The following is a 20043-nucleotide window of genomic DNA, read 5'->3' as shown; positions in this document are numbered from 1 at the left end:
GGTTTAAAATGCATCAACCTGAGTTGAAATACAGTCAATGCTTGCTCTTTGTTAGGAGTTTTATAATCTCAACAATAACAGTAGGTTACGCCATTTTAAACAATCTGGCACACCGGTTGCTAAAGACCAGATGCAGAAAGAAGCGCAATTGGTTGGAAAAGCAAAAGGAGCAACGATGCCAGCATTCAAAGTCACTTCAATTATCGACGGAGATACCTTCGAGGTGTCACCGGAGTGGAAATGGAACGGTGAGACCGGAACCAGAGTTCGTCCCGCCGGTTACGATGCTCCGGAACTGCACACCGCCAAAGGGCAGAAAGCGAAGGATGCTTTGTCAAAACTTATCAATGGGCAGCAGGTTGAACTCAGGACCGCTTACAAAGTGGATCGGGGCCGACTGGTCTGCGAAGTGTTTGTCGGGAGTAGAAACCTTGCTGAGTTTTTCCCCGAGTATTGAGAATTGTATGAAATTGAAACCAGCAAATTAATTAGGAGAACAAAGATGACAGCATTTGATCCATCACAATTCACGGCACCAACGGCAAAGCCTTTGCCGGTAATTCTGTTACTGGATGTAAGCGGAAGTATGTGCGGGCCGAAGATTCAGAATCTTAATGCCGCCGTAAAGGAGATGTTAGAGACATTCTGTGACTCGGAGAGTGGTGAAACGGAAATCCATGTCGCAATCATCACTTTTGGAGCCGAAGTTAGTCTCCATCAGGCATTGACGAGTGCCAGTAATATTTCGTGGCATGATTTGTCTGCGGGAGGTGGCACTCCACTGGGCACTGCACTCAAGATGGCGAAAGCGATGATAGAGGACAAGGATGTCATACCATCGCGTGCCTATAGGCCTACGGTTGTTCTCGTTTCGGATGGGCGTCCAGGGGACAACTGGAAGACTCCTTTACAGGATTTCATCAATGAGGGACGTTCGTCAAAGTGCGATCGAATGGCAATGGCAATTGGAGCAGATGCAGATGAGGACGTGCTTGGAAAGTTTATCGGCAACGCTGAGACACCGCTTTTGTATGCTGAAAATGCCAAGCAATTGCGAGATGCATTTAAATTTGTCACGATGTCGGTCACGATGCGTACACAGTCGCAGAACCCCAATCAGGTAACGAAGCCTGCCGATATTGAAGTCAAGCCTGCAACGATAGAGGATCGGACAGAAAGACCTAAAACAGCACCTGCACCGTCTCAGGACACAGATGCAACTAATGAACAAACAGATGAGGAGGATTATTGGTAATGTTTGATCCGAGTAAATTTACGGCACCAAAGGCAAAACCGTTGCCTGTGTTTCTTCTGCTGGATGTCAGCGGTTCAATGGGTGAAGTTGTTGATCCCGAAAATGTCGTCCGCACTGGACAGACCGTGGAAAGCGATGGGCAGACTTGGGAGTTGGTAGAGGGTGGAACATCAAAGATTCAGATCATGAATCAGGCGGTTAAGCAGATGCTTGACTCATTTACCGCTGAAGAGGGAGCAGAAACTGAATTTCTGATTTCTATCATTACTTTTGGTGATTGCGCCGAACAGCATCTGCCGCCCACTGCTGCCTCGTCTGTTGAATGGACGGACATGGAGGCTGACGGGTGTACCTCAATGGGCGAGGCGTTCAATTTGGTAAAAGCTATGATTGAGGACAAGGATGTTGTTCCTTCCCGTGCCTATCGCCCGACGATTGTATTGGTATCCGATGGACAGCCAACGGATTCCTGGAAAGCTCCCGTTGAGTCGCTAATCAAAGATGGTCGTTCTTCAAAATGCTTCTTTATGGCTATGGGCATTGGCAGTGATCCGGGGATTGAGACACTTGAGCGTTTTATCTCAACTACGCCCGTCCTAGCGGAAGTCAATGGGAGCGAGATTAAAAACACCGTCTTTCGAGCGGAAGATGCAGATAAAATACACGAATTCTTCCGTAAGGTAACAATGTCGGTGACCACGCGCAGCAAATCGCAAAATCCGAATGGAGTTCCGACATCAACAAATGATTCAATAGACGAAGAGGAGTATTGGTAATGGCACAAGCAATTGGCGACCCTGAAGAACTGGAGCGTTTCGCATATTCATTGCAGCAGTTTATTGACTCGCTCAATGATGCGACGGCAAATCTCAATGGTGCATTCTCTGCATTGGGTGATTCCTGGCAGGATGAGAAGCGGGGACAATTTGAAGAAGAGTACAACACGCTTTTACAGCAACTGCGGCAGTTTGATGAGAACGCTTCTGAGCAAATCCCGTATCTAAAGGCGCTGGCTTCCCGCTTGCGTGATTATTTACAATCGTAGGGGCATTTAGCAATGGCACAAGTTTCTATCGGACAAGTTGAAAATTTGGAAGACCTTATGCGGGACTTGGAATCTATCCGCGAAGGTCTTGAATCTGCTTGTCAGGAACAAATTTCCGCTGCTGAAAAGCTCTGCGAAGTAGCCGGTGAAGAAGCCCAAACCAGTGAAGATATGCTGGAGCAGGCAACTCAAGCTGAGCAGGAAGCTCAGCAACAGTTTCAGTCCGCCCAGCAACAAGTTCAAACGGCACAATCATCATTGAGCAGTGCGCAATCCGCACTATCCTCTTGCGAAGCGAGTGGCAGCTACGATGAAGATGGAAACTATGAACCACCTGATTGTTCATCAGAAGAGACTGATGTGACCGAGGCTGAGGTCGCCCTTGAAGAAGCTGAAGCATGTCTTGAAGAAGCACAAGAAGCTGTTGAGAAAGCTACGGAAGATCGCCAAACGATGGAACAACGAGTCGAACTTGCAAAGCAGGCGTTGTCACTGGCTGAACAAGCTCTTGAACAAGCACAACAAGAATGTACCCAGCGATTGCAGCAAGTGGAGAACAGCATTGAAGCGGGCAAGGCACGTCTTGCATCTGCTCAACAAGCACTCGAAGCCTATCTGGCAACGAAGCCATCTGCTGCTCAGTTTCATAAGTGGCTTCATTGGCAACCCGAAAAAGGAAAGCCAATCACCCCTGATGTTATCCGTGACCGGATGAATCTTTCCTCCGATCAGCAACGCCTGTTGCAAGAGTATTTATATGACAGAAATGGATCCTACCGCAACATGGTCGATAGATACCGTAGCCAGTGGAATTCTGCAAAAGGTGATGTAGAGCGAAACATGATCAATCGCAATGCTCGCATTCATATAAGTGGAGAATACGCAGAACAAATGGCGCGTTATGCTCTTGCACCGCTGGGGGGAAAGATTGACACACAGGGCCGGACGTATGTTGGGGATAACGGCAGATATACCAAGACCGATTTAATTGTAAGTGATTTGCGAGTGCCAGTTATTCTTGGACGTGGTGAGAAAATGGGAGCACCCGTCGGTGGCTCAATGGCGTTTGAAGTGAAATGCGGCAAGGCGAGTTATCTCTATTCGCAAAAAGATCACATGATTTTTCAGGCGGAAGGGCATAAGCAAGCTGATGCACACTGCACTCTCTGCTCGCGAGATATTCATGATTTATCGCCAGAGGAAGAAAAGGAACTGCGGGATGCCTTGCGTGAGGCAGGTTCGCCGTTAGTCGGTATGCTGCCCGCCAAAAACGAGATAGACAAATCCTGCCTCGAGGCCATACATCAAGATGAGGAGACAGATTGACATGAAAATCCGATTAACAGAAATACCAGCCGATAAGATTGTAAATATTCAAGGTCTTGTTGATGCTCTCCGCGAAGCCTCAAATGCCGGGGATATGGATGCTGTGGATAAAAGAACGGCAGAACTCATTTCGTTGACAAGCGAGATGAATTCAACAGAAATTTCAGAGGAACAATGGAATCAGTGGGTAGCTACTACCAGAGCTAATAATCCGGATTTTCAATCGGACTATTTAATAGCCAGGGATATGTGCAAGCAATTCTTTTTAGAAGAGCTGTCCAACAGCATGGTTCTCCACCTGCCGATTGAAGAACAGGAGGATGATGATGTTTGATGATGTGTTAGGGATGTCAAGGTACTGCACGGATGAATTTTGCAACTCAGTACGAGATGAGTTTGGAACATCCATCGTCGCTGATGTGCTGGAACCGATTCAAAATGAAATCAGTTCACTCTGTGCATTTAATGAAGAATTTCAGCAGAATGCTACAAATGTGAATCAAGTATTGCAGGAAGCCCAATCATTGCGAATGCGCGGGGGTTCAAGTTTATGAGTAACTTTGAAAAGTCCATCGCTACGCTTGTCAAGGTCATCACGGATTATCATGATGGACTTGCTATGATTGACCGCGAGTTTGATCAAGCTTGCGAAAAGGTTAATCATTCAATATCTAACATTGGCGGAACACCCGTCAAACACTCCAATGACGAATTTTCCAAAGAACGAAGCCTCAGGCAACAGGCGCGTCAAATCGAAAAACAAATTGCAAAAAGTAATGACAAAATTACCAAACTCGACCAAGCAATCATTACGGTAAACAAAGAAATACAGTCTACCACCCAGAAGAAAGCTGACTTTGAGCAACAAATTGAAAACCGCTGGCTCATTGAAAAAATCTATTATTTTTTTGCTGAAGATAACGCAAGGCAGCAATGCGATCGTTTGCAAGGTGTTCTATACAAACAATCAGCGGATCGTTCCGAACTAGAAAAGACAAAACTGGATTTTAAAAACAACCGACAATCGGCATTATCAGAAAAGGAATCTTTGCAAAAGCGGCTTGATAGCATCCGGCAGCAACTTTCCGCATTGAGAAAATCCTCCGCAGAACTGGAAAAACGAAGGCAATCACGCAGAAAGAATCTCCAAACTGGGTTGCCTGCGAATTGGCGTAAAGCAACTCAAGAAATAGAGTTTGCTTCGAAGCAAACGCTTCAACAACAACCTCCCTTCGAAAACATTAAAGAGACTGATGCTGGCATCGTTTCGCAAATCCCCAACGCTCTTATTCTTGGTCGTCAGATGGCATCGTTCAATGATTTGTCTTGTTCGGTTCCTCATGAAGTTCCGTTCCCCTTTGAGCGATCTTTAATTCTACCAGAAGAGAATCAAGCTCAACGGCGTTTGGCTCATCATCTCTTGTTGCGGCTGACACAATCTATCCCACCCGGAAAACTTGAACTCATGCTTGTTGACCCACTGAAACAAGGCGATTCATTTGCTCCATTTCTGCCACTGTTGCAAGTTGAGCAATTGATGCCGCAACAACGTGTGCTGACACGAGCTGATGAAATTGAGGCTCTTCTCGGTAGTATGGCGGATGAAGTAGAGGAAATGATTCAAAATAGATTCAAGGGAAGAATATCTGACTGGATGGGGTTTAATGCTGCAAACCAAGACAATGCTTTGCCATACAGAGTATTGCTTCTTTTCGATGTCCCAGAACAGCTATCAGACAAGAGTTCGTGGTATCTGGAACGTTTGATTGAAAATGGACCGCGATGTGGGATACTGCCAATTGTTGCAGTTGATACAGCACGCATTGAGGATAGAAGGCACGAAAAACTGCGTGAAACATTTAGCCTTTCCACTCAGAGAGTCGACACGTTGTTGCGCGTCAATTCCGAGAATACAGTCGGGTTGTCATTTTCTTATCACCCAGAGCGATGGCCGCAACAAGATGCTTTGGATTCTTTTTTGGTCAAACTTGCCGAACACCATGCTGAAGCTGGTCGCTTCAGCAAATCTTTATCCGATCTTTGGGTTAACTACCAGAAAGGCGCAACTACCGTTGACGGGCTGAATATCCCAATAGGATGGACGCCATCCGGTGATGCCGTCCCATTGAGATTAGGCGCATCAGACTCTGAACATCATGCACTTTTGGCGGGAAAAACCGGTTCTGGGAAGTCCAACCTTTTGCATGTAATGATTCATTCGCTATGTGAAAAATACGCGCCGCATGAAATTGACCTTTACTTATTAGATTATAAGGAATCCACCGAGTTTACGGTATATGCCAAACCAGAACTTCCACATGCCAAACTGGTTGCCACAGAAAGCGACCCTGAATATGGGGTGACTGTATTACAGCATCTTGTGGAAGAATTAGAGCATCGGGCAAGTCTCTTCAAGTCGTCAGGTGTGCGCGATTTTCCGGAGTATAGAAATTCCCGAAATTGTAAGTTATCACGTATTCTATTGGTAATTGATGAGTTTCAAATTCTGTTTACAGAAAGCAGGCAAGTAGCAGATGCCGCCGAGAAACTGCTTTCGCAACTCCTGAAACAGGGGCGGTCTTTTGGTATTCATATTCTCTTGGCTACGCAAACACTAAAAGGGATCAACGCCTTGTCGATAAGCTCTCTGATTTCGCAGTTGGGGTGTCGTATTGCGCTGGCATGTGGACAAGAAGACTCTGCTATGATCCTTAGCGGGAATAACTGGGCGGCATCTGAACTTAGGAGTCCGCCAGAAGGAATTATCAATAATTCCAATGGTGCGAAATCGGGCAATGTGAAAATTCGAATTCCACTGGTAGAACGAGAGTTTTGTCTTGCTCATCTCAAGAGATTATCACAACGAGCAACAAAACGTGGAATTGAGAGCAAAGCCCATATTTTCAACGGCGCACATCTCCCGCTACGTCCATCACTAAATAATTACCAGCATATCTGCGGACAGTCTGACTCAATTCTTTTGGGTGAACAACTCAATTTCGCAGCCGACTTTATTTCTGTTCCGCTGACCAATCGCCAAGCATTCAATATTCTTTTTTGCGGTTACCATGATCAACTTCACGATGGGTTGTTAGCATCTCTACTCGCAAGTTTATCGAGAGTGTCTAGTAATTTTGACGAAGTTGTTTACTTTAACGGTCGTGGTGTTGAACCTGCTGATGCCTTTGGTGAAATATCATCCAGCCGTGGTAGTACTTTTAGGCGGTTTGATGATCTCGGCGAAATGCCGCTCGAAAGTATCGCTGAATCAATTGGAACTCGGCGCACGGCATTGATTATTGATGGTTTAGATGCAGAGAAGGCATTGCATCCCGTTCAATCATTTAGAGCACCTAAGCCCGGAGAACCTCCAACACCGGCATCATTACTAAAGCAAATTGCCGAAGAAGGTTCGCGCAAGGGAACCTTTGTCTTTGCGTTTATGGATAACTGGCGACGATGTTCCAGTTCATGCAAGGATTTGCTGAATTTATTTGAACTGCGCGTAGCATTTTGCATGAACGAAGATGATGCGGGACAATTGGTAAGCGGGAGCATTGGAAAATTCAAGGGTATCGAAAAACCAAACCGTGCCGTATTTGTCAATCGCATGACAAATGAAATTAGTTGGTTCCGTCCATACATAAATGGGGAAAGTTTATGAAGAAATATTTAATGACATGGTACGGAATGACTGATTTCAGGGCCTCACTCGGACTTGAACAGACAACCGGCCCCGTTCTGGGAGCTTTGCTTGCGGAAGATTACACCGACGTGGTCATCCTTGGTTTTACGCACCCGGATAAAACCGAGAAAAGAGCTGATGAATTTCAGCAAAAAACAGCAGATATCGAAGGTTCTGATCCTGCAGCCGCGAGACCGTTTCTTGATTTGTTTTCAAATACAGCGGAGGCGCACAATCATTTTAATCAGTGGCTTGAAAAGCAACTTCGAGATGCCGGTAAAAAGGTTGATGTGAGTTTTCACCCTGTGGGCCTGAAGCATCTCAATGATACCGAAGGTATATACGAAGCAGCGACTCAGTCCCTGAATACGGTTGCGGCATTGGAAGGTGAAAAGCTCGTTACACTCTACCTGAGTCCTGGAACTCCGGTTATGGCTTTCGTCTGGGCTTTTGCGGCCCTGAGGCACCCGACCCTGAAGAAGCGCCTTATCGCATCTTCTCAGCCCGGAAGACCTCCGGAAAGAATCGTCCTACCGAGCGAATGGCTGGAATGGCACGGAAGACAGGTTCGAACAACGGATGCTGATTCTGATCAGTATGATGCCATTTTTCACCTGTTCGGCGAACAGCGGATGCCGAACTTGCTTGGCGTGATCCAGTTTTCAAGCAGGAAGCACATCTTCGTAAATTCAGCACAGTTCCCTGCCGATGTCATGAAACAGTTTCTTGGAGGAGCTGGATACGGTGAAGTCGCCGTGGACCCGTATGATCCTGAAAATGTCCGTTCCACAATTCTGGATCTGATCGCGAAAATGCCTGCCGATGCAAAGGTCGGCTTCAACCTAACGGGCGGAACAAAGTTGATGTATGCAGGGGCTCTTGCTGCCTGTCGCAAGGTGAATGCAACGCCATTCTATTTCAACAGCCGTAACAATCAGGTGGTTTATCTCAATGACTTTAAGACCGTTGAAACAAAGCTGATTCCATCGGTAGAAACCTTTATCCAGCTCAACGGCAATAATCTGTTTATCTCGAAAGCTGGCCATTGGGCTGATATCCCCGGCATTGAATCTTCTGACCGGAAAAGTCTGACCAATGAGCTCTGGCAGGCGCGTTCTAAAATCTCAAGGCTCTATAGAGAGCTGTCCCGTTACAACGACAGCTTTCAGCCGTTTGAACTGCACAATGGGGATATCTACGCAAAGCTCTCCAAGGATAAAAGTGCGAAGATAAGTGTCGGTCCTAAACACTTTGAGTTCAAGGAGTGGCCGGATTTTGCCAAATACCTCTCTGGCGGATGGTTTGAAGAATACACCTTCATGAAACTTCAGCCCCTTGTTGATTCCGGTTTGATCAAGGATATGCGCATCAGTCTTGAAGTCTCATTCAAAGAGGATGATGCCGACAAGAGTTCATCAAGCTTTAGCGCACAACTGAGCAACTTGTTTGGGGATACTTATCAGGAGCTTGATATTACCTTCACGGATGGACGACGTCTCTATGTCATCGAGTGCAAAGCTGGCAATGTGAACAGCGAGCATGTCATGAAGCTCCAGAATATTGTCCGTTATTTTGGCGGAATTGAAGGCAGAGCTGTTTTAGCTTCATGTTTCTACCCGAAAAACAAAGTCGTAAGAAAGAAAATCGACGACTCGAAAAACCTCCAGTCCGTATCGAGGAACAGCCTGTTCAGGCAGCTGGAAGAAATGATTCAACCCGGAGGGCGTCATCGATGAAAGAAGTCCTCTATATCATTGTTGATGTTTCCGGCAGTATGTTCGAATGGGGGAAAAACTTGATTGCTAATAATACTGTTCGTGCGGTTGAGCAATATATCCGACTCGGAAAATCAAACGCAGAAATAAAGCTGGTTGCATGGAAAAAAGATGCATGCATTATCGACTGGAAGTCGGATGATGAACTGCCTCCTTCTCTTGTGACATGTGAGGGGGGTGCAAATGCAGATGCCTTGATCGCTTTGCTTGAAAAAACGCCGGATGCCAAAATAGTTTTTATTACGGATGGATTTTGGGCATCGGCTGATGCAAAAAAAATAAAACGTTGGAAGAAAAACCTGCCTGCCGACACTCTACGCATTCTTAAAAGTGGTGCAGATTCCAACCCTATGCTTAAAGGGGATGAAGTGTTTCCAGTGGAAGATCTTTTTCCCGCTTTAGATGGCTGGCTTGAAGGCGGTGACGAATGGTAAAAGTCTGGAAAAGTTTCGGGGCCACTGTTATAGGGCCAGGCCACATTACGACATGCAAGCCCAACCAGGACGCATGGCTTGGTTTTCATCATACATGGGGAGATGGAATTGTCGTGTCGGATGGTCTTGGCTCAAAACAGTATTCTGATTTTGGAAGTCATTCCGCCTGCCTTGCCGTAGCTCACGCGGTCTATGCTTCTTCCAACTCTCAAATTGAACAGTCGGCACTTTGCGAAAATGTTAAGGACAAGTGGCTTTCGCTTATTTCTCCGCTTGAGCCCAAAGACTGTGCTGCAACATGCCTGTTCGCATATCGAACCAACGAAAGAACAATCACCCTTGGAATGCTTGGTGATGGATTGGTTGCTGTTGTAAAAAATGATGGTTCTGTCGAATCACTTTCTGATGGCAAGACTGAAGGATTTTCAAATATCACAGTTGCACTGTCTGCGAAGGTGAAGGCAAGCAATTGGAAAATCCTGTCTTTACCAGAAGATGAATGCCAATCCATCATCCTTTGCACGGATGGTGTCTCTGAAGATTTGTCAGATACGGATGGTTTTGTAAAAGAATTTTGCTCCGCTCATCGCAACCTCGCATCTGTGTCTGCTGCTCGGAATGTACGTGAGATGCTGGTGAATTGGCCGACACCAAAACATAGTGACGACAAGACTATCGCCTGCCTTTTTTGTGAGGAGGTGACTGATGAGTAAAGACACACCTAAAGTTTCAGCAAAGCCTATGGTGGATGATTATGGAAACGTACATTATCTCGGGGAAGAATTAGCCCGTGGTGGTCAGGGGGTAGTTTATCGTACTAAAGATGCTGATCTGGCGATTAAACAACCTCTTAATGCTTCTGGAAAGCCAGACACAAGTGCCAATTTGCGTAATCAATTTCATAACATAAGGCTTTTGCCGCTTCCTCCTCGCATCCCGCTTTCATTGCCGCTTGCTATCTTGCGCGATGAGCCGGGATATGTCATGCGCCTTCTGAATGGCATGAAACCGTTTGGAAATTTTAACCTCAACGGAACTGATAAAAAAAAGTTAAAAGAGTCCTTTGATGAAAAAAAGTTAAAGCTTCCCGAATGGCTTGCGAAAATGCCGGATAGCGATTCAGCCTTGCGTTTGTACCATTATGCACTAACCGGCTCAACCCGTCGTCGACTTTTTGCACTCTCAAAATGTGCTTCGATACTTGCCCGACTTCACTCCGCTGGCTTGGTGTATGGCGATATTTCTCCGAACAATGCTTTTATCGGCGAAGGCAACTCAAAGGATGTCTGGCTGATTGATGCCGACAACCTCCGCCTTGAACGAATCAAGGGCGGGAATTCAGTTTATACGCCACACTACGGCGCACCTGAAATTGTGCAAGGAACTAATCAGTCTCGTCCACGCACAGATTGCTGGGCATTTTCGGTAATGGCTTTCAATCTGCTCACACTTGCCCACCCGTTTATTGGAAAGAAAGTGCTGCAACCAGAAGACGATGACGGCGGCTGGGATGCAGAACCAGCAAATGAAAACGAACCTGTTGATTTGGACGAACAGGCTTACGCAGGTCTGTTGCCTTTCATTGATGATGAAGATGACGACAGTAACCCTGCCGTCACCTGCCCTCCGCTACCTCGTGAATTGGTGGCAACGGATGAATTGCGTCGGTTATTCCAAGAAACATTTGTGATTGGAAGAACTCAACCGCACCGCCGCCCGGCAATGATGTTCTGGGCGATGGAATTAGCTAAGGCTTACGATCAGTCATTGACTTGCCCACAATGCTCAATGAGTTATTTTGTAAAGCATAAATGCTGCCCGTATTGTCAAACTTCTCGTCCAGTATTTGCCCGTGCCAAGACTGAACGATGGGAAGTGTTAATTCCAGCAGACACCAGCGCGTTTACATTACCGCACCGTCTTTTCTATCCGTTTTCGCTGGAACACAATGACGATACGGAATACGAAGCGGTTCTAGACTTTGAAGATAAAACTGCATTCCCTGTTCGAGGAACAAAGCCGTTTCCTGACTGCTTGTCGTTTGAATTTATGGAGACGGAAAAATGAAATTTGCAGACCTTCCCACAGAAACAATAACTGTTCGCGTCAAACAAACAAACGTACCTGCCAAGGATTTGAAAGAGCAATCTATTCTTGGTGTTGAAGCACATGCCACCCGCCCCGGTGAGTTTGAAGTCAGATTGAAGGAATCAGTTGTCTTTGTAAAACCGATAAAGAGTGAGGAGTCAAATAGCCTCTCCCGTGAGCTATCTAACGGGTGCGCCATACTTGCACAGTTTGCGAACCCAGCTAAAGATGAAAGCATTGAATTGCAAATAGCTTTTTTCTCTGGTGAATGCTTGGAAATGGGCGACATCGAAATTGGGGTGGACGAGTACGTAGAGGAACGCTATTCCAAATTATTTTCTAATAAACTGTCTGGCGAAAAAATTTACTCAGATCTGAAGCGAAGATGCTGTTATATGTATGGCGAATCCGCCTATTTTCTCTTTTATACGGGTGCCGCTGTTGACCGAGATTTGCGAGCAGAACAAAAAGAGTCAACTTCTGATAGTGACTTTGTAGAGAATGACAGTCCTGACAATGCACGAGAGCCTACTGACGACATTGAAAATTCGAATGAAGAAGAATCTGGTGAATCGCCAGACAAAGCGACACGTCAAAATTCATTCTGCATTACTGGCGATGGGATTCGTTTTGTAGCCACAGAAAAACAACGAACCGATGGTAAAACAATCTACATCGCCACCCGCCTGACCAAGCCCAAGCAATCGCAAGACCGTGCGTTGCGGCTGGCACGAGGCAAACTCAAATTTGTAGATTGGACGCAGGCGGGGCAAATACAAATCCTCACCAAATCACAAATGTCGGCACTCACCAGTGATGATGGAAGTTACCTAAAGAAATGGGACGAGTTTGTAGCGGCTGAAGGTGAACTTTTGCTGGATCAGGCTCGTAAAGTCGGTTCATTGGATTTTTGCGATATGACGCAAAACCGCGACGGGACGGTTAGCGTTCGAATCACTCATGCTTCAGATTCGGCATTGGAGATGCTGGCAGACAAAGATGTTGAATCTGTTGATTTGATTAATGAGTTGCCAGACTATTTAACCAACGCTGAATTGACTTTTGTACAATTCACAGGAAACATCGAAAAGGAAGCAGAGGACGATGCTTTTTTTGGTAAACGAAGAGGCGAACAAAAAGAACCAAGCCCCCGATTTGATGTAAAGCATTACGATGCGGTTACTCGAACTCTTACGCTCAATACCGAAGCCATTCCTAATTCCTCTGGAAATCTTATCCTTTCCCTAGCTGGACAGATCGCACAAATCAAGCGGCGATTATTTGCCCGGAAGGCAATTCTTGAGGGGCGTGCAGCCAACCCTCAACTTGGGCTTCTAATTGAAGAAAAGGGCGAGATTGCACCAGCAAGGGCACCTTCTAAGATTAAACCACTAACTGCCTTTGTCGCTGAAAAGGTATTCCTCAATCCACCTACAGACCGACAAAGAGATGCAATTGATGTGGCGTTGAACACCCCGGATGTCGCCCTTATTCAGGGACCTCCCGGCACGGGAAAAACAACCGTCATCGCTGCGATTATTGAACGTTTGAATGAATTATCTGATAAAGCTGGAGCAAATATAAAAGGTTCAATTTTGCTGACCGGCTTTCAGCATGACGCTGTTGAGAATATGACAGATCGCCTTGCGATTAATGGATTGCCAGTTCCAAAATTCGGGAAGCGGTCAGGGACAGACGGCGATGGATTTAGTCGATTTGAAAGGCAACTTGAAGAATGGTGTACGCAGAGAGCGAGAGAACTCCGCTCAAAGAACCCGAAGTTGATAGAAGTTAAGCAGGAAACACAAATCAAAAACCTTTGTATTCAGTATCTGAAAGCACCAACAAGAACACTTGCGTTAAACATTGCACAGGGCATTGCAAAATTGGGTGTTTCCATTGTCGGAGAAGAATGCTGTCGCCGTGCCGCACTACTTGCTGAAAGATTGTCGCTGCAGGAACAGCTGAATGATAGTACATCGTATCCATTGTTGCAATCAGTCCGCCGGTTGCGCCATCGCCCTGAAAGTTTTGCTGATGACGGAGCGGAACGGGTAACCGATGCTTTGGAAGATTTGCAGGATGTTTTGGATGACGACGAGAAAAAACTACTCGATAAGGCAAGTTTATGGCGTCCTGAAGATGGCGAGCCTTCATTCTTGGAGGACATCGCCAAATTAAAAAAGAAACTTCTTTACCGTTTTACATCACCCCCGTTATTTCGTGTGGAAAAACAGAATGACGAAATTCTCGCACTGGCGGACGATGCGGTGAAGAAAATAAGAACGGCAGGGCTTTCTGTGAAGGATAAAAGAACAGCCGCACTTGCGGAATTCCTTGCGGAACTCGAAAGCAACCCTTTTGGAATGATCGATACTGTTGCTGACTATGCCTACGCTTTCGCTGCTACTTGTCAGCAAAGTGTCAACAAGCAAATGCAACAACAAAAGGGAATATCTGTCAAAGACGCTGCTCAAGAAATTCAGAAGATTCAGTATGAATATGTAATTGTTGATGAGGCGGCTCGTGTGTCGCCACCTGATTTGATGGTGGCAATGGCACAGGGGAAAAGAATCATTCTTGTTGGCGACCACCGCCAATTGCCACACATCATTGATGAAACGGTTGCTCGTCAGATGGAAAATGAAGAGACGGGAGAGGATGAGTCCGACTGGTTGAAGAAATCAATGTTTCAGTATTTTTTCTCGGAAAGGCTAAAGGCTCTTGAGGAGAATGATCGCATTCAACGGCGAGTTACACTAGATCAGCAATATCGCATGCATCCCATGCTGGGCGCTTTTATTAGCCGCAATTTCTACGAGCGATTTGATTTATCTGAAAAGTTTGGTTCAGGAAGACCCGAAAGTGATTTTGTTCACAATTTATCAGGCACGGATAATACTCCCGCCATTTGGCTGAATGTTCCCGTTAGCAAAGGCAAGCATCAACGAAGCGGAACCAGCTGGATTCGCCGAGCAGAAGCCACTGCTATTGCTCACCAGTTACAGGCATGGATGAACTCTGACGAGGGGAAGGAACTTTCCTTCGGTGTCATCTCTTTCTACAAAGCACAGGCAGAACTTGTCAAAAAACAACTTGGCAAATCGGCCGGTGACGACAAGAAGCTCCGCATTGGTACAGTCGACTCTTTTCAAGGTATGGAATTTGATGTTGTCATCCTTTCAATGGTCAGAACGATGCCAGAAAACTGGAATTCTCGCGACGACAGCGAAGAAATACAGGCACGAAGATTGTTTGGGCATTTATGTCTGTACAACCGCTTGAATGTTTCGATGAGTCGTCAGAAAAAACTGCTTGTGGTGGCTGGAGACCCGGGGCTTTTGCAAACGCAACTTGCCGAAGACCACATTCCTGGATTGGTAGATTTTCACAAGCTTTGCCAAACAGAAGGGAGGGTACTACCATGTCAATAATCCTCCTTGATTACGGGATGCCAAAGCCCTTTGGCGAAACAATCGGCAGAGAGCGTCATCTATCCTGGCCGGTTAATGCATATCGCGTAACACTACCCAAAGTCTCTCAAGATGATAATGCATTAAATGCCTTTGAGCGTGTTGTATTAAAGCTCATTGAGGCAGGTGGATTTCGTGAAGCCAAACAGCTTACAACAGAAACATGTCTTCCCAATGATCTTATTCAGTGCGTATTGCTTCGGTTGCGAGATAAGGGTTACGTGGATGAATACAATCAGCTTATCAAACAGAAATTTGAAGAACTAAGAAAAAGTGAGGAAGCGAGTCCGACGTATATTACTGCACTTCTGTTTCGAGAACTTGCTACTGGCAAGATTCTTCCATATTTACAAATGCTTGACGACGAACCTCTCAAAAAGAGGGAAGAAGAAAACGAAAGGCGATTTTGGAAGATTCGATTGGGCCAGAACTATACCTCTATGACTCCAATACCCCGTGATGTCTTGCTGACCTTACGAACAATGCAAAAACGGTCAATGGCGTTTGGCGAAGGCCACCGTATGCCCTCTGTGCAACAAATTACCATTGTACCACAACCTGAACGCTATTTTCTCGATTGCCCGATTGCTATCCAGAAAAGTGATGGAGAATTTCGCATTGCCGATCCATTTGGGACTGGATTTTCTCTTCAACTTGAAAATGCTTTTAGCCAGTTGTTAGAAAGCGATGATTCATTAAGCAAGTGGATGTTGAACTGGCGTCAAAACTTGTCTAATCCAAGTCAAAGCAAACCAGATACCCTTCAAAAAGAGGTGTTTGAAACAGATGAAAATTGGGGACGCTACCCCAAACTCATCGCCAGCCTCCGTCCGAGACGCAATGACCAGCATCGCTCTATTCAGAACATCTATGCCTCACTTGAATGGGCATTGTTTTATTCTTGCGCACATCATTCATATAAAACAGCAGTAGAGCAGCTCAAACTAACAAATCCGGACAAACACCCGGATTTGTTAGCTGAATCCGCAAAAAATATCGGCTTTGAACTTCCAGAAGGGAGATTGTCCCCAATTCCGCAAGGAAAACTGGAGGACTTTCTATCGGGTAAAGCGGAATTAAGAACTGTGTTGGCTCTTACGTTTTTAATTGCTGAAAATGATCCGACGCATCCATTGCGAAGCATAGTCAATGAATTTTCTGACTTCGTACCACGGATGTTCGATATAAAAAACAAAAGGGATGAAGAATTGCATGGATCTGGGCGCATTAGGCGTGATGATGTTGAACTGCCAGATGACAAGTTTATGCGGAAAGTGATTACCACCATTTTGCCATCTATCCAATTCGCTAATACACCAACATCGAAAGTAGATGCCAATTATATTGCTGATTCTTTACTGGATGCACGAACGAGTATCCAAGGAGAATTCGGATTCGATCGGTTTAATCGGTTTGGGGAGAATACGCAAAACCGACTTGTCAATGCTGAAAGGTTCTGGCTGGAATGCAAAGATGGAGATAATGCGTTGTCTTTTGCATGTGACCTCTATGCAGCTTTACAAGATGTTTTTCGACGGCAATTTTTTAGCGTCCCACTACTGGATGTTGGCGATGCTGAATATGCACAGCTGGCAGAACAAAACGCAAAAAACTGCGGTTTAGGAGAATTTTCAGAAGGGTTGCGCCGTGTAAAGCGAAACGCTATTCGTGAAACTTTGCAGGGCAACGATCAGACACTGGGGGCATGTGTTATTGTTTTTCTTTTAACGTCCGACGAAGAAGTTTCGCAGACAATTTCGCAAACACAACCCTCGTTTGTCGCAGATGTAGAATATGTCATTGACCAACGAGGGCACGCCAACGAACCTTTGCCGCTGACGAAGGATGAGACAATGAAATTACGCAAAGCTGCTTACACAACTATAAAAACATTGCAGGAGATATAACCATGGGTTTATTCGGAATGAGCGAAAATGAACTAAAAGATTTTGCTAAAAAGTTAGATGAGCGGCAAACGAGTCTGGATAACCTAGAAAGTGATGTTGCATCAAAAGAGAAAAACCTTAACCATGAAAAGGAACTGTTTGGGCATGAAAGAACAGCCTTTGAAACTCAGCGGAGCAAGTTCCTTGAAGAAGTGGAACAACAACGCAATGACATCGCATCTGAAAACGCCGAACTCGAAAAACGGCGACAGGAAATAGCAAAAGAGGAAGCTAAAGCTAAAACGGGCTTTGTTGAAAAACAACGGGAAGCGTTTAAGGAAGTAATTGAGAGTCGGATTGCGGAATTGGATGCCCGCCAACAAGAACTGGACAAGGCTGCATCTACGTTTGTGGAGCGGTTGAAAGAATTTCATGCAGAAGAAGGAGAAGTTGCCAAGCGAGAACTGGCGGTAACTGAACGAGAGCAAAAAGCGAATGCTGGCTTCGCAGATAAAGCAAAAACTTTGGCAGACGAAGCGTCCCGTCAGCACAAAGCCAATCAAACTGAAGCCGAAAGGCTGAAAAAACTGGCTGACACAATTTCGACAGAGCGTAAGCAACTTGAGGAAGAAAAAGCGCAGCTTGTTCTGCGTGAGAAAGCGGTTATCATTGCCGAGCAAAAACGTGATGCGGGATTTGCTGACGAACGTACGGCATTGGATGCGAAGCTGCAGGATAGTCAATCGAGGTTCGAGAAGGAATTTGCTGAAAAGCGCACTACTCTACTTTCCGGTTTGGAACAAGAAATTGCAGAGCAAAAAGACAAACGCTTAAAAGAAATAGTTGAAGCGGAGAATGTTGAACGTGAACGTATCCTCACTGAAATCGCCAAGGAGCAAGATGAGTGGGCAAAACGGAAAGAATCTGACCGTGAAAAGTTGAGAGCCGAACAGAACGAATTGGAAAAACAGAAGGGTGCGCTCTCCGCACTCCAAAGTGAGCAGGAAAGACGAAAAGTCGAAATGGAGCAAAATGAGCGGGTACTGGAACGCCAGGCGCAACGATTTGAGCAACAGTGGCAAAAGAAGAGCGATGAGTTGCAAGAACAGCTTGACTCGTTGCTTGAGGAAGAACGGGAGTCTCTGGCAAGTGAAAGAAAAACACTTAAGGGCGAAAATACACGACTGCGTGAAAGCTTGCACGTTCAAATGGAGCTTGTTGGGACATTGGATCAGCTAAAACAGCAACTTGGCGATCAAGACCCGGCAGAGGTTCTCCGTGAACTTAACAGCAAAACCGATGAGATCAAACGGCTACGTGAAGAGATGGTTAATCGTCCAACCGAGGCTGACCGCGAGAAATATACTCAAATGAAACAGGAAGCGGAGCGGCTCAAAGCTCGTATCGAAGAACTCATGAAGCAGGTAGAAAGCAATGCCTCTCAAATTGAAGAGACCAGTGAGTTACGACGCAAGAATAGTGAGTTGACCGCTGATAATAGAATGCTCACCCAAAAAGCTGACAGGTTCGAGGGAGCTGCCAACGAAGCGCAGGCGGAACTTGAACGTTTACGTGCGGCGTATGAACGTCCCGCCGAAGTTGCTGCCCGTTACAAAGAAATTGAACTGCCGCATATTAAAGCTGAAAAAGTTGCACAACCACAAAAAGCTGACATTGATGAAAGTACTTGGCTTGCTGGTGTTGGCAATGCGTGTGATACTTACGGACTACACTTCCATCCGCGCATCTTAAAAGCATTCCACACTGCACTTAAAACGGCGGAATGGTCGCCACTTACTGTTCTTGCGGGCGTTTCCGGTACGGGGAAATCCGAACTGCCTCGCCTCTATTCTCATTTCGGCGGATTGATGTTCGAGCCGCTTTCCGTCCAGCCAAACTGGGATTCACAAGAGTCCATGCTTGGATTCTTTAACTCAATTGACAACAAATTCGATGCACAGGCAGTTTTGCGATTCCTTGCCCAAAGCCAAATCACAGCGAATGAGAAGTACGAACATCGCGTTGCACGTTGGCACGAAATGTCCCCTGAAGGGCTAAAGCTCGATCCTGAAGAGGATAAAGAACTGATTGATGTGCTGAAAGAATCGGATTACCCGGGTCTTGAAGACTGTGTTTGCTTGGTTCTTCTCGACGAAATGAACCTTGCTCATCCTGAACTTTATTTTGCCGAATTCCTAAGCAAGCTGGAGCTTCGTCGCGGCATGAAGGGATCTGATGTTCCGTATTTGCCAGTAAAAATTGGCGCAGGGATGCCCGCCTACCAGCTCCCACTCGGACGGAATGTGCTTTGGACAGGCACAATGAATCAGGATGAAACCACAAAATCCCTGTCAGACAAGGTTCTTGACCGCTCAATCATTGTTCATTTCCCGCGCCCCACAACACTTAAACGTCGCCTGAAGTTAGCACCGCTTGATGAAAAGAATCGCGGTCCTCTTCTACATAAGCGTTCGTGGCAATCATGGCTGGCTAAAGAGACATCTCTTACCGAAGAGAATGTGAAACCTTTCAAGCAGTTCATTGAAGACATGAACGCCTCCCTTTCTGTCGCAGGGCGTGCGATTGGGCATCGGGTCTGGCAATCTGTTGAGTATTATATGGCAAACTATCCTGATGTTCGTGCTGCCCAAGCTTCAGGCGATGAAGGTGCTCTTGACAAAGCCCTTCATATTGCCTTTGAGGATCAACTCGTTCAAAAGGTCATGCCCAAGTTGCGAGGTATCGACACACGTGGCAAGAGCAAGACCGAATGTCTCAATAAAATCTCCGCCCAAATCAACACTGGTATTGGCGGCAACCCGTTCAACCTTCGTGAAGACTTTGAAATTGCCTGTGAACTCGGTTACGGTCAATTCATCTGGCAATCAGCCAATTATCTTCAGGATAAAGAAGAAGTTGAGGTAGTCGATACACCCGACATTCAGCCCGAATCTAAAGCTGTTGACCTATCACAACCTCCAGCGAGCTATCATCCCGATGAAAAAGATCGCGATGAACAATGGTCAAAATTGTCTAATAGACAAAAGCGCATGTTCCACTCTCAGAAATAGGATGC

The 20043-nt window shown here is 45.9% G+C and carries 15 protein-coding genes; all 15 read left to right on the top strand.

What is annotated here, in order from left to right; all coding sequences use genetic code 11:
- The first annotated feature begins 130 nt into the window (after window positions 1-130).
- Genes G491_RS30955 through G491_RS36110 form a run of 15 tightly spaced genes read left to right on the top strand, consistent with a single transcriptional unit; the run spans window position 131 to window position 20038 of the window.
- Window positions 131-457: a thermonuclease family protein gene (locus G491_RS30955; protein WP_051327281.1), complete on the top strand. Its 327-nt coding sequence runs from the start codon at window positions 131-133 to the stop codon at window positions 455-457.
- Window positions 458-502: 45 nt separating this feature from the next.
- Window positions 503-1255 carry a vWA domain-containing protein gene (locus G491_RS30950; protein WP_051327280.1) on the top strand — a complete coding sequence of 251 codons (753 nt, stop codon included), beginning with the start codon at window positions 503-505 and terminating at the stop codon, window positions 1253-1255.
- Window positions 1255-2031, top strand: a complete 777-nt coding sequence (locus G491_RS0114810) for a vWA domain-containing protein (protein ID WP_028315150.1) — start codon at window positions 1255-1257, stop codon at window positions 2029-2031. Before G491_RS30950 ends, G491_RS0114810 begins: the two co-directional genes overlap by 1 nt.
- A complete protein-coding gene (locus G491_RS0114805) occupies window positions 2031-2300 on the top strand; it encodes a WXG100 family type VII secretion target (RefSeq protein WP_028315149.1) in 270 nt (89 codons plus the stop codon). The genes G491_RS0114810 and G491_RS0114805 overlap by 1 nt, the downstream gene beginning before the upstream one ends.
- Window positions 2301-2312: 12 nt before the next feature.
- On the top strand, window positions 2313-3626 hold the full coding sequence (locus G491_RS0114800) for a translin family protein (protein ID WP_028315148.1): 1314 nt from the start codon (window positions 2313-2315) through the stop codon (window positions 3624-3626).
- Between the two features lies 1 nt (window position 3627).
- Window positions 3628-3960: a hypothetical protein gene (locus G491_RS0114795; protein WP_028315147.1), complete on the top strand. Its 333-nt coding sequence runs from the start codon at window positions 3628-3630 to the stop codon at window positions 3958-3960.
- On the top strand, window positions 3953-4180 hold the full coding sequence (locus G491_RS0114790; protein WP_035219039.1) for a hypothetical protein: 228 nt from the start codon (window positions 3953-3955) through the stop codon (window positions 4178-4180). The genes G491_RS0114795 and G491_RS0114790 overlap by 8 nt, the downstream gene beginning before the upstream one ends.
- Window positions 4177-7290 (top strand): FtsK/SpoIIIE domain-containing protein, encoded by a 3114-nt coding sequence (locus G491_RS0114785; protein WP_028315145.1) that lies wholly within the window; start codon window positions 4177-4179, stop codon window positions 7288-7290. The genes G491_RS0114790 and G491_RS0114785 overlap by 4 nt, the downstream gene beginning before the upstream one ends.
- On the top strand, window positions 7287-9047 hold the full coding sequence (locus tag G491_RS0114780; protein ID WP_028315144.1) for a Card1-like endonuclease domain-containing protein: 1761 nt from the start codon (window positions 7287-7289) through the stop codon (window positions 9045-9047). The genes G491_RS0114785 and G491_RS0114780 overlap by 4 nt, the downstream gene beginning before the upstream one ends.
- Window positions 9044-9520: a vWA domain-containing protein gene (locus G491_RS0114775; protein WP_028315143.1), complete on the top strand. Its 477-nt coding sequence runs from the start codon at window positions 9044-9046 to the stop codon at window positions 9518-9520. Before G491_RS0114780 ends, G491_RS0114775 begins: the two co-directional genes overlap by 4 nt.
- Window positions 9514-10233, top strand: a complete 720-nt coding sequence (locus G491_RS0114770; RefSeq protein WP_028315142.1) for a PP2C family serine/threonine-protein phosphatase — start codon at window positions 9514-9516, stop codon at window positions 10231-10233. Before G491_RS0114775 ends, G491_RS0114770 begins: the two co-directional genes overlap by 7 nt.
- Window positions 10226-11587, top strand: coding sequence for a protein kinase domain-containing protein (locus tag G491_RS0114765; protein WP_051327279.1), 1362 nt, complete (start codon window positions 10226-10228; stop codon window positions 11585-11587). The genes G491_RS0114770 and G491_RS0114765 overlap by 8 nt, the downstream gene beginning before the upstream one ends.
- Entirely contained in the window at window positions 11584-15042 is a 3459-nt protein-coding gene (locus G491_RS0114760; RefSeq protein ID WP_028315140.1) for a DEAD/DEAH box helicase, read from the top strand. The genes G491_RS0114765 and G491_RS0114760 overlap by 4 nt, the downstream gene beginning before the upstream one ends.
- On the top strand, window positions 15033-16988 hold the full coding sequence (locus G491_RS0114755; protein WP_157468319.1) for a hypothetical protein: 1956 nt from the start codon (window positions 15033-15035) through the stop codon (window positions 16986-16988). Before G491_RS0114760 ends, G491_RS0114755 begins: the two co-directional genes overlap by 10 nt.
- A 2-nt stretch (window positions 16989-16990) precedes the next feature.
- Window positions 16991-20038 (top strand): chromosome partitioning protein ParA, encoded by a 3048-nt coding sequence (locus G491_RS36110; protein ID WP_051327278.1) that lies wholly within the window; start codon window positions 16991-16993, stop codon window positions 20036-20038.
- Window positions 20039-20043: the final 5 nt, after the last annotated feature.

The sequence above is a fragment of the Desulfatibacillum aliphaticivorans DSM 15576 genome, from assembly GCF_000429905.1.
Classification (GTDB): domain Bacteria; phylum Desulfobacterota; class Desulfobacteria; order Desulfobacterales; family Desulfatibacillaceae; genus Desulfatibacillum; species Desulfatibacillum aliphaticivorans.
This window is presented reverse-complemented; position numbering and strand designations above follow the sequence as displayed.

Coding starts and splice junctions, on each gene's coding strand:
- G491_RS0114760 (WP_028315140.1), top strand. CDS start 11,584: ATGAAATTTGCAGACCTTCCCACAGAAACAATAACTGTTCGCGTCAAA.
- G491_RS0114810 (WP_028315150.1), top strand. CDS start 1,255: ATGTTTGATCCGAGTAAATTTACGGCACCAAAGGCAAAACCGTTGCCT.
- G491_RS36110 (WP_051327278.1), top strand. CDS start 16,991: ATGGGTTTATTCGGAATGAGCGAAAATGAACTAAAAGATTTTGCTAAA.
- G491_RS30950 (WP_051327280.1), top strand. CDS start 503: ATGACAGCATTTGATCCATCACAATTCACGGCACCAACGGCAAAGCCT.
- G491_RS0114780 (WP_028315144.1), top strand. CDS start 7,287: ATGAAGAAATATTTAATGACATGGTACGGAATGACTGATTTCAGGGCC.
- G491_RS30955 (WP_051327281.1), top strand. CDS start 131: ATGCAGAAAGAAGCGCAATTGGTTGGAAAAGCAAAAGGAGCAACGATG.
- G491_RS0114785 (WP_028315145.1), top strand. CDS start 4,177: ATGAGTAACTTTGAAAAGTCCATCGCTACGCTTGTCAAGGTCATCACG.
- G491_RS0114800 (WP_028315148.1), top strand. CDS start 2,313: ATGGCACAAGTTTCTATCGGACAAGTTGAAAATTTGGAAGACCTTATG.
- G491_RS0114755 (WP_157468319.1), top strand. CDS start 15,033: ATGTCAATAATCCTCCTTGATTACGGGATGCCAAAGCCCTTTGGCGAA.
- G491_RS0114775 (WP_028315143.1), top strand. CDS start 9,044: ATGAAAGAAGTCCTCTATATCATTGTTGATGTTTCCGGCAGTATGTTC.
- G491_RS0114770 (WP_028315142.1), top strand. CDS start 9,514: ATGGTAAAAGTCTGGAAAAGTTTCGGGGCCACTGTTATAGGGCCAGGC.
- G491_RS0114795 (WP_028315147.1), top strand. CDS start 3,628: ATGAAAATCCGATTAACAGAAATACCAGCCGATAAGATTGTAAATATT.
- G491_RS0114790 (WP_035219039.1), top strand. CDS start 3,953: ATGTTTGATGATGTGTTAGGGATGTCAAGGTACTGCACGGATGAATTT.
- G491_RS0114805 (WP_028315149.1), top strand. CDS start 2,031: ATGGCACAAGCAATTGGCGACCCTGAAGAACTGGAGCGTTTCGCATAT.
- G491_RS0114765 (WP_051327279.1), top strand. CDS start 10,226: ATGAGTAAAGACACACCTAAAGTTTCAGCAAAGCCTATGGTGGATGAT.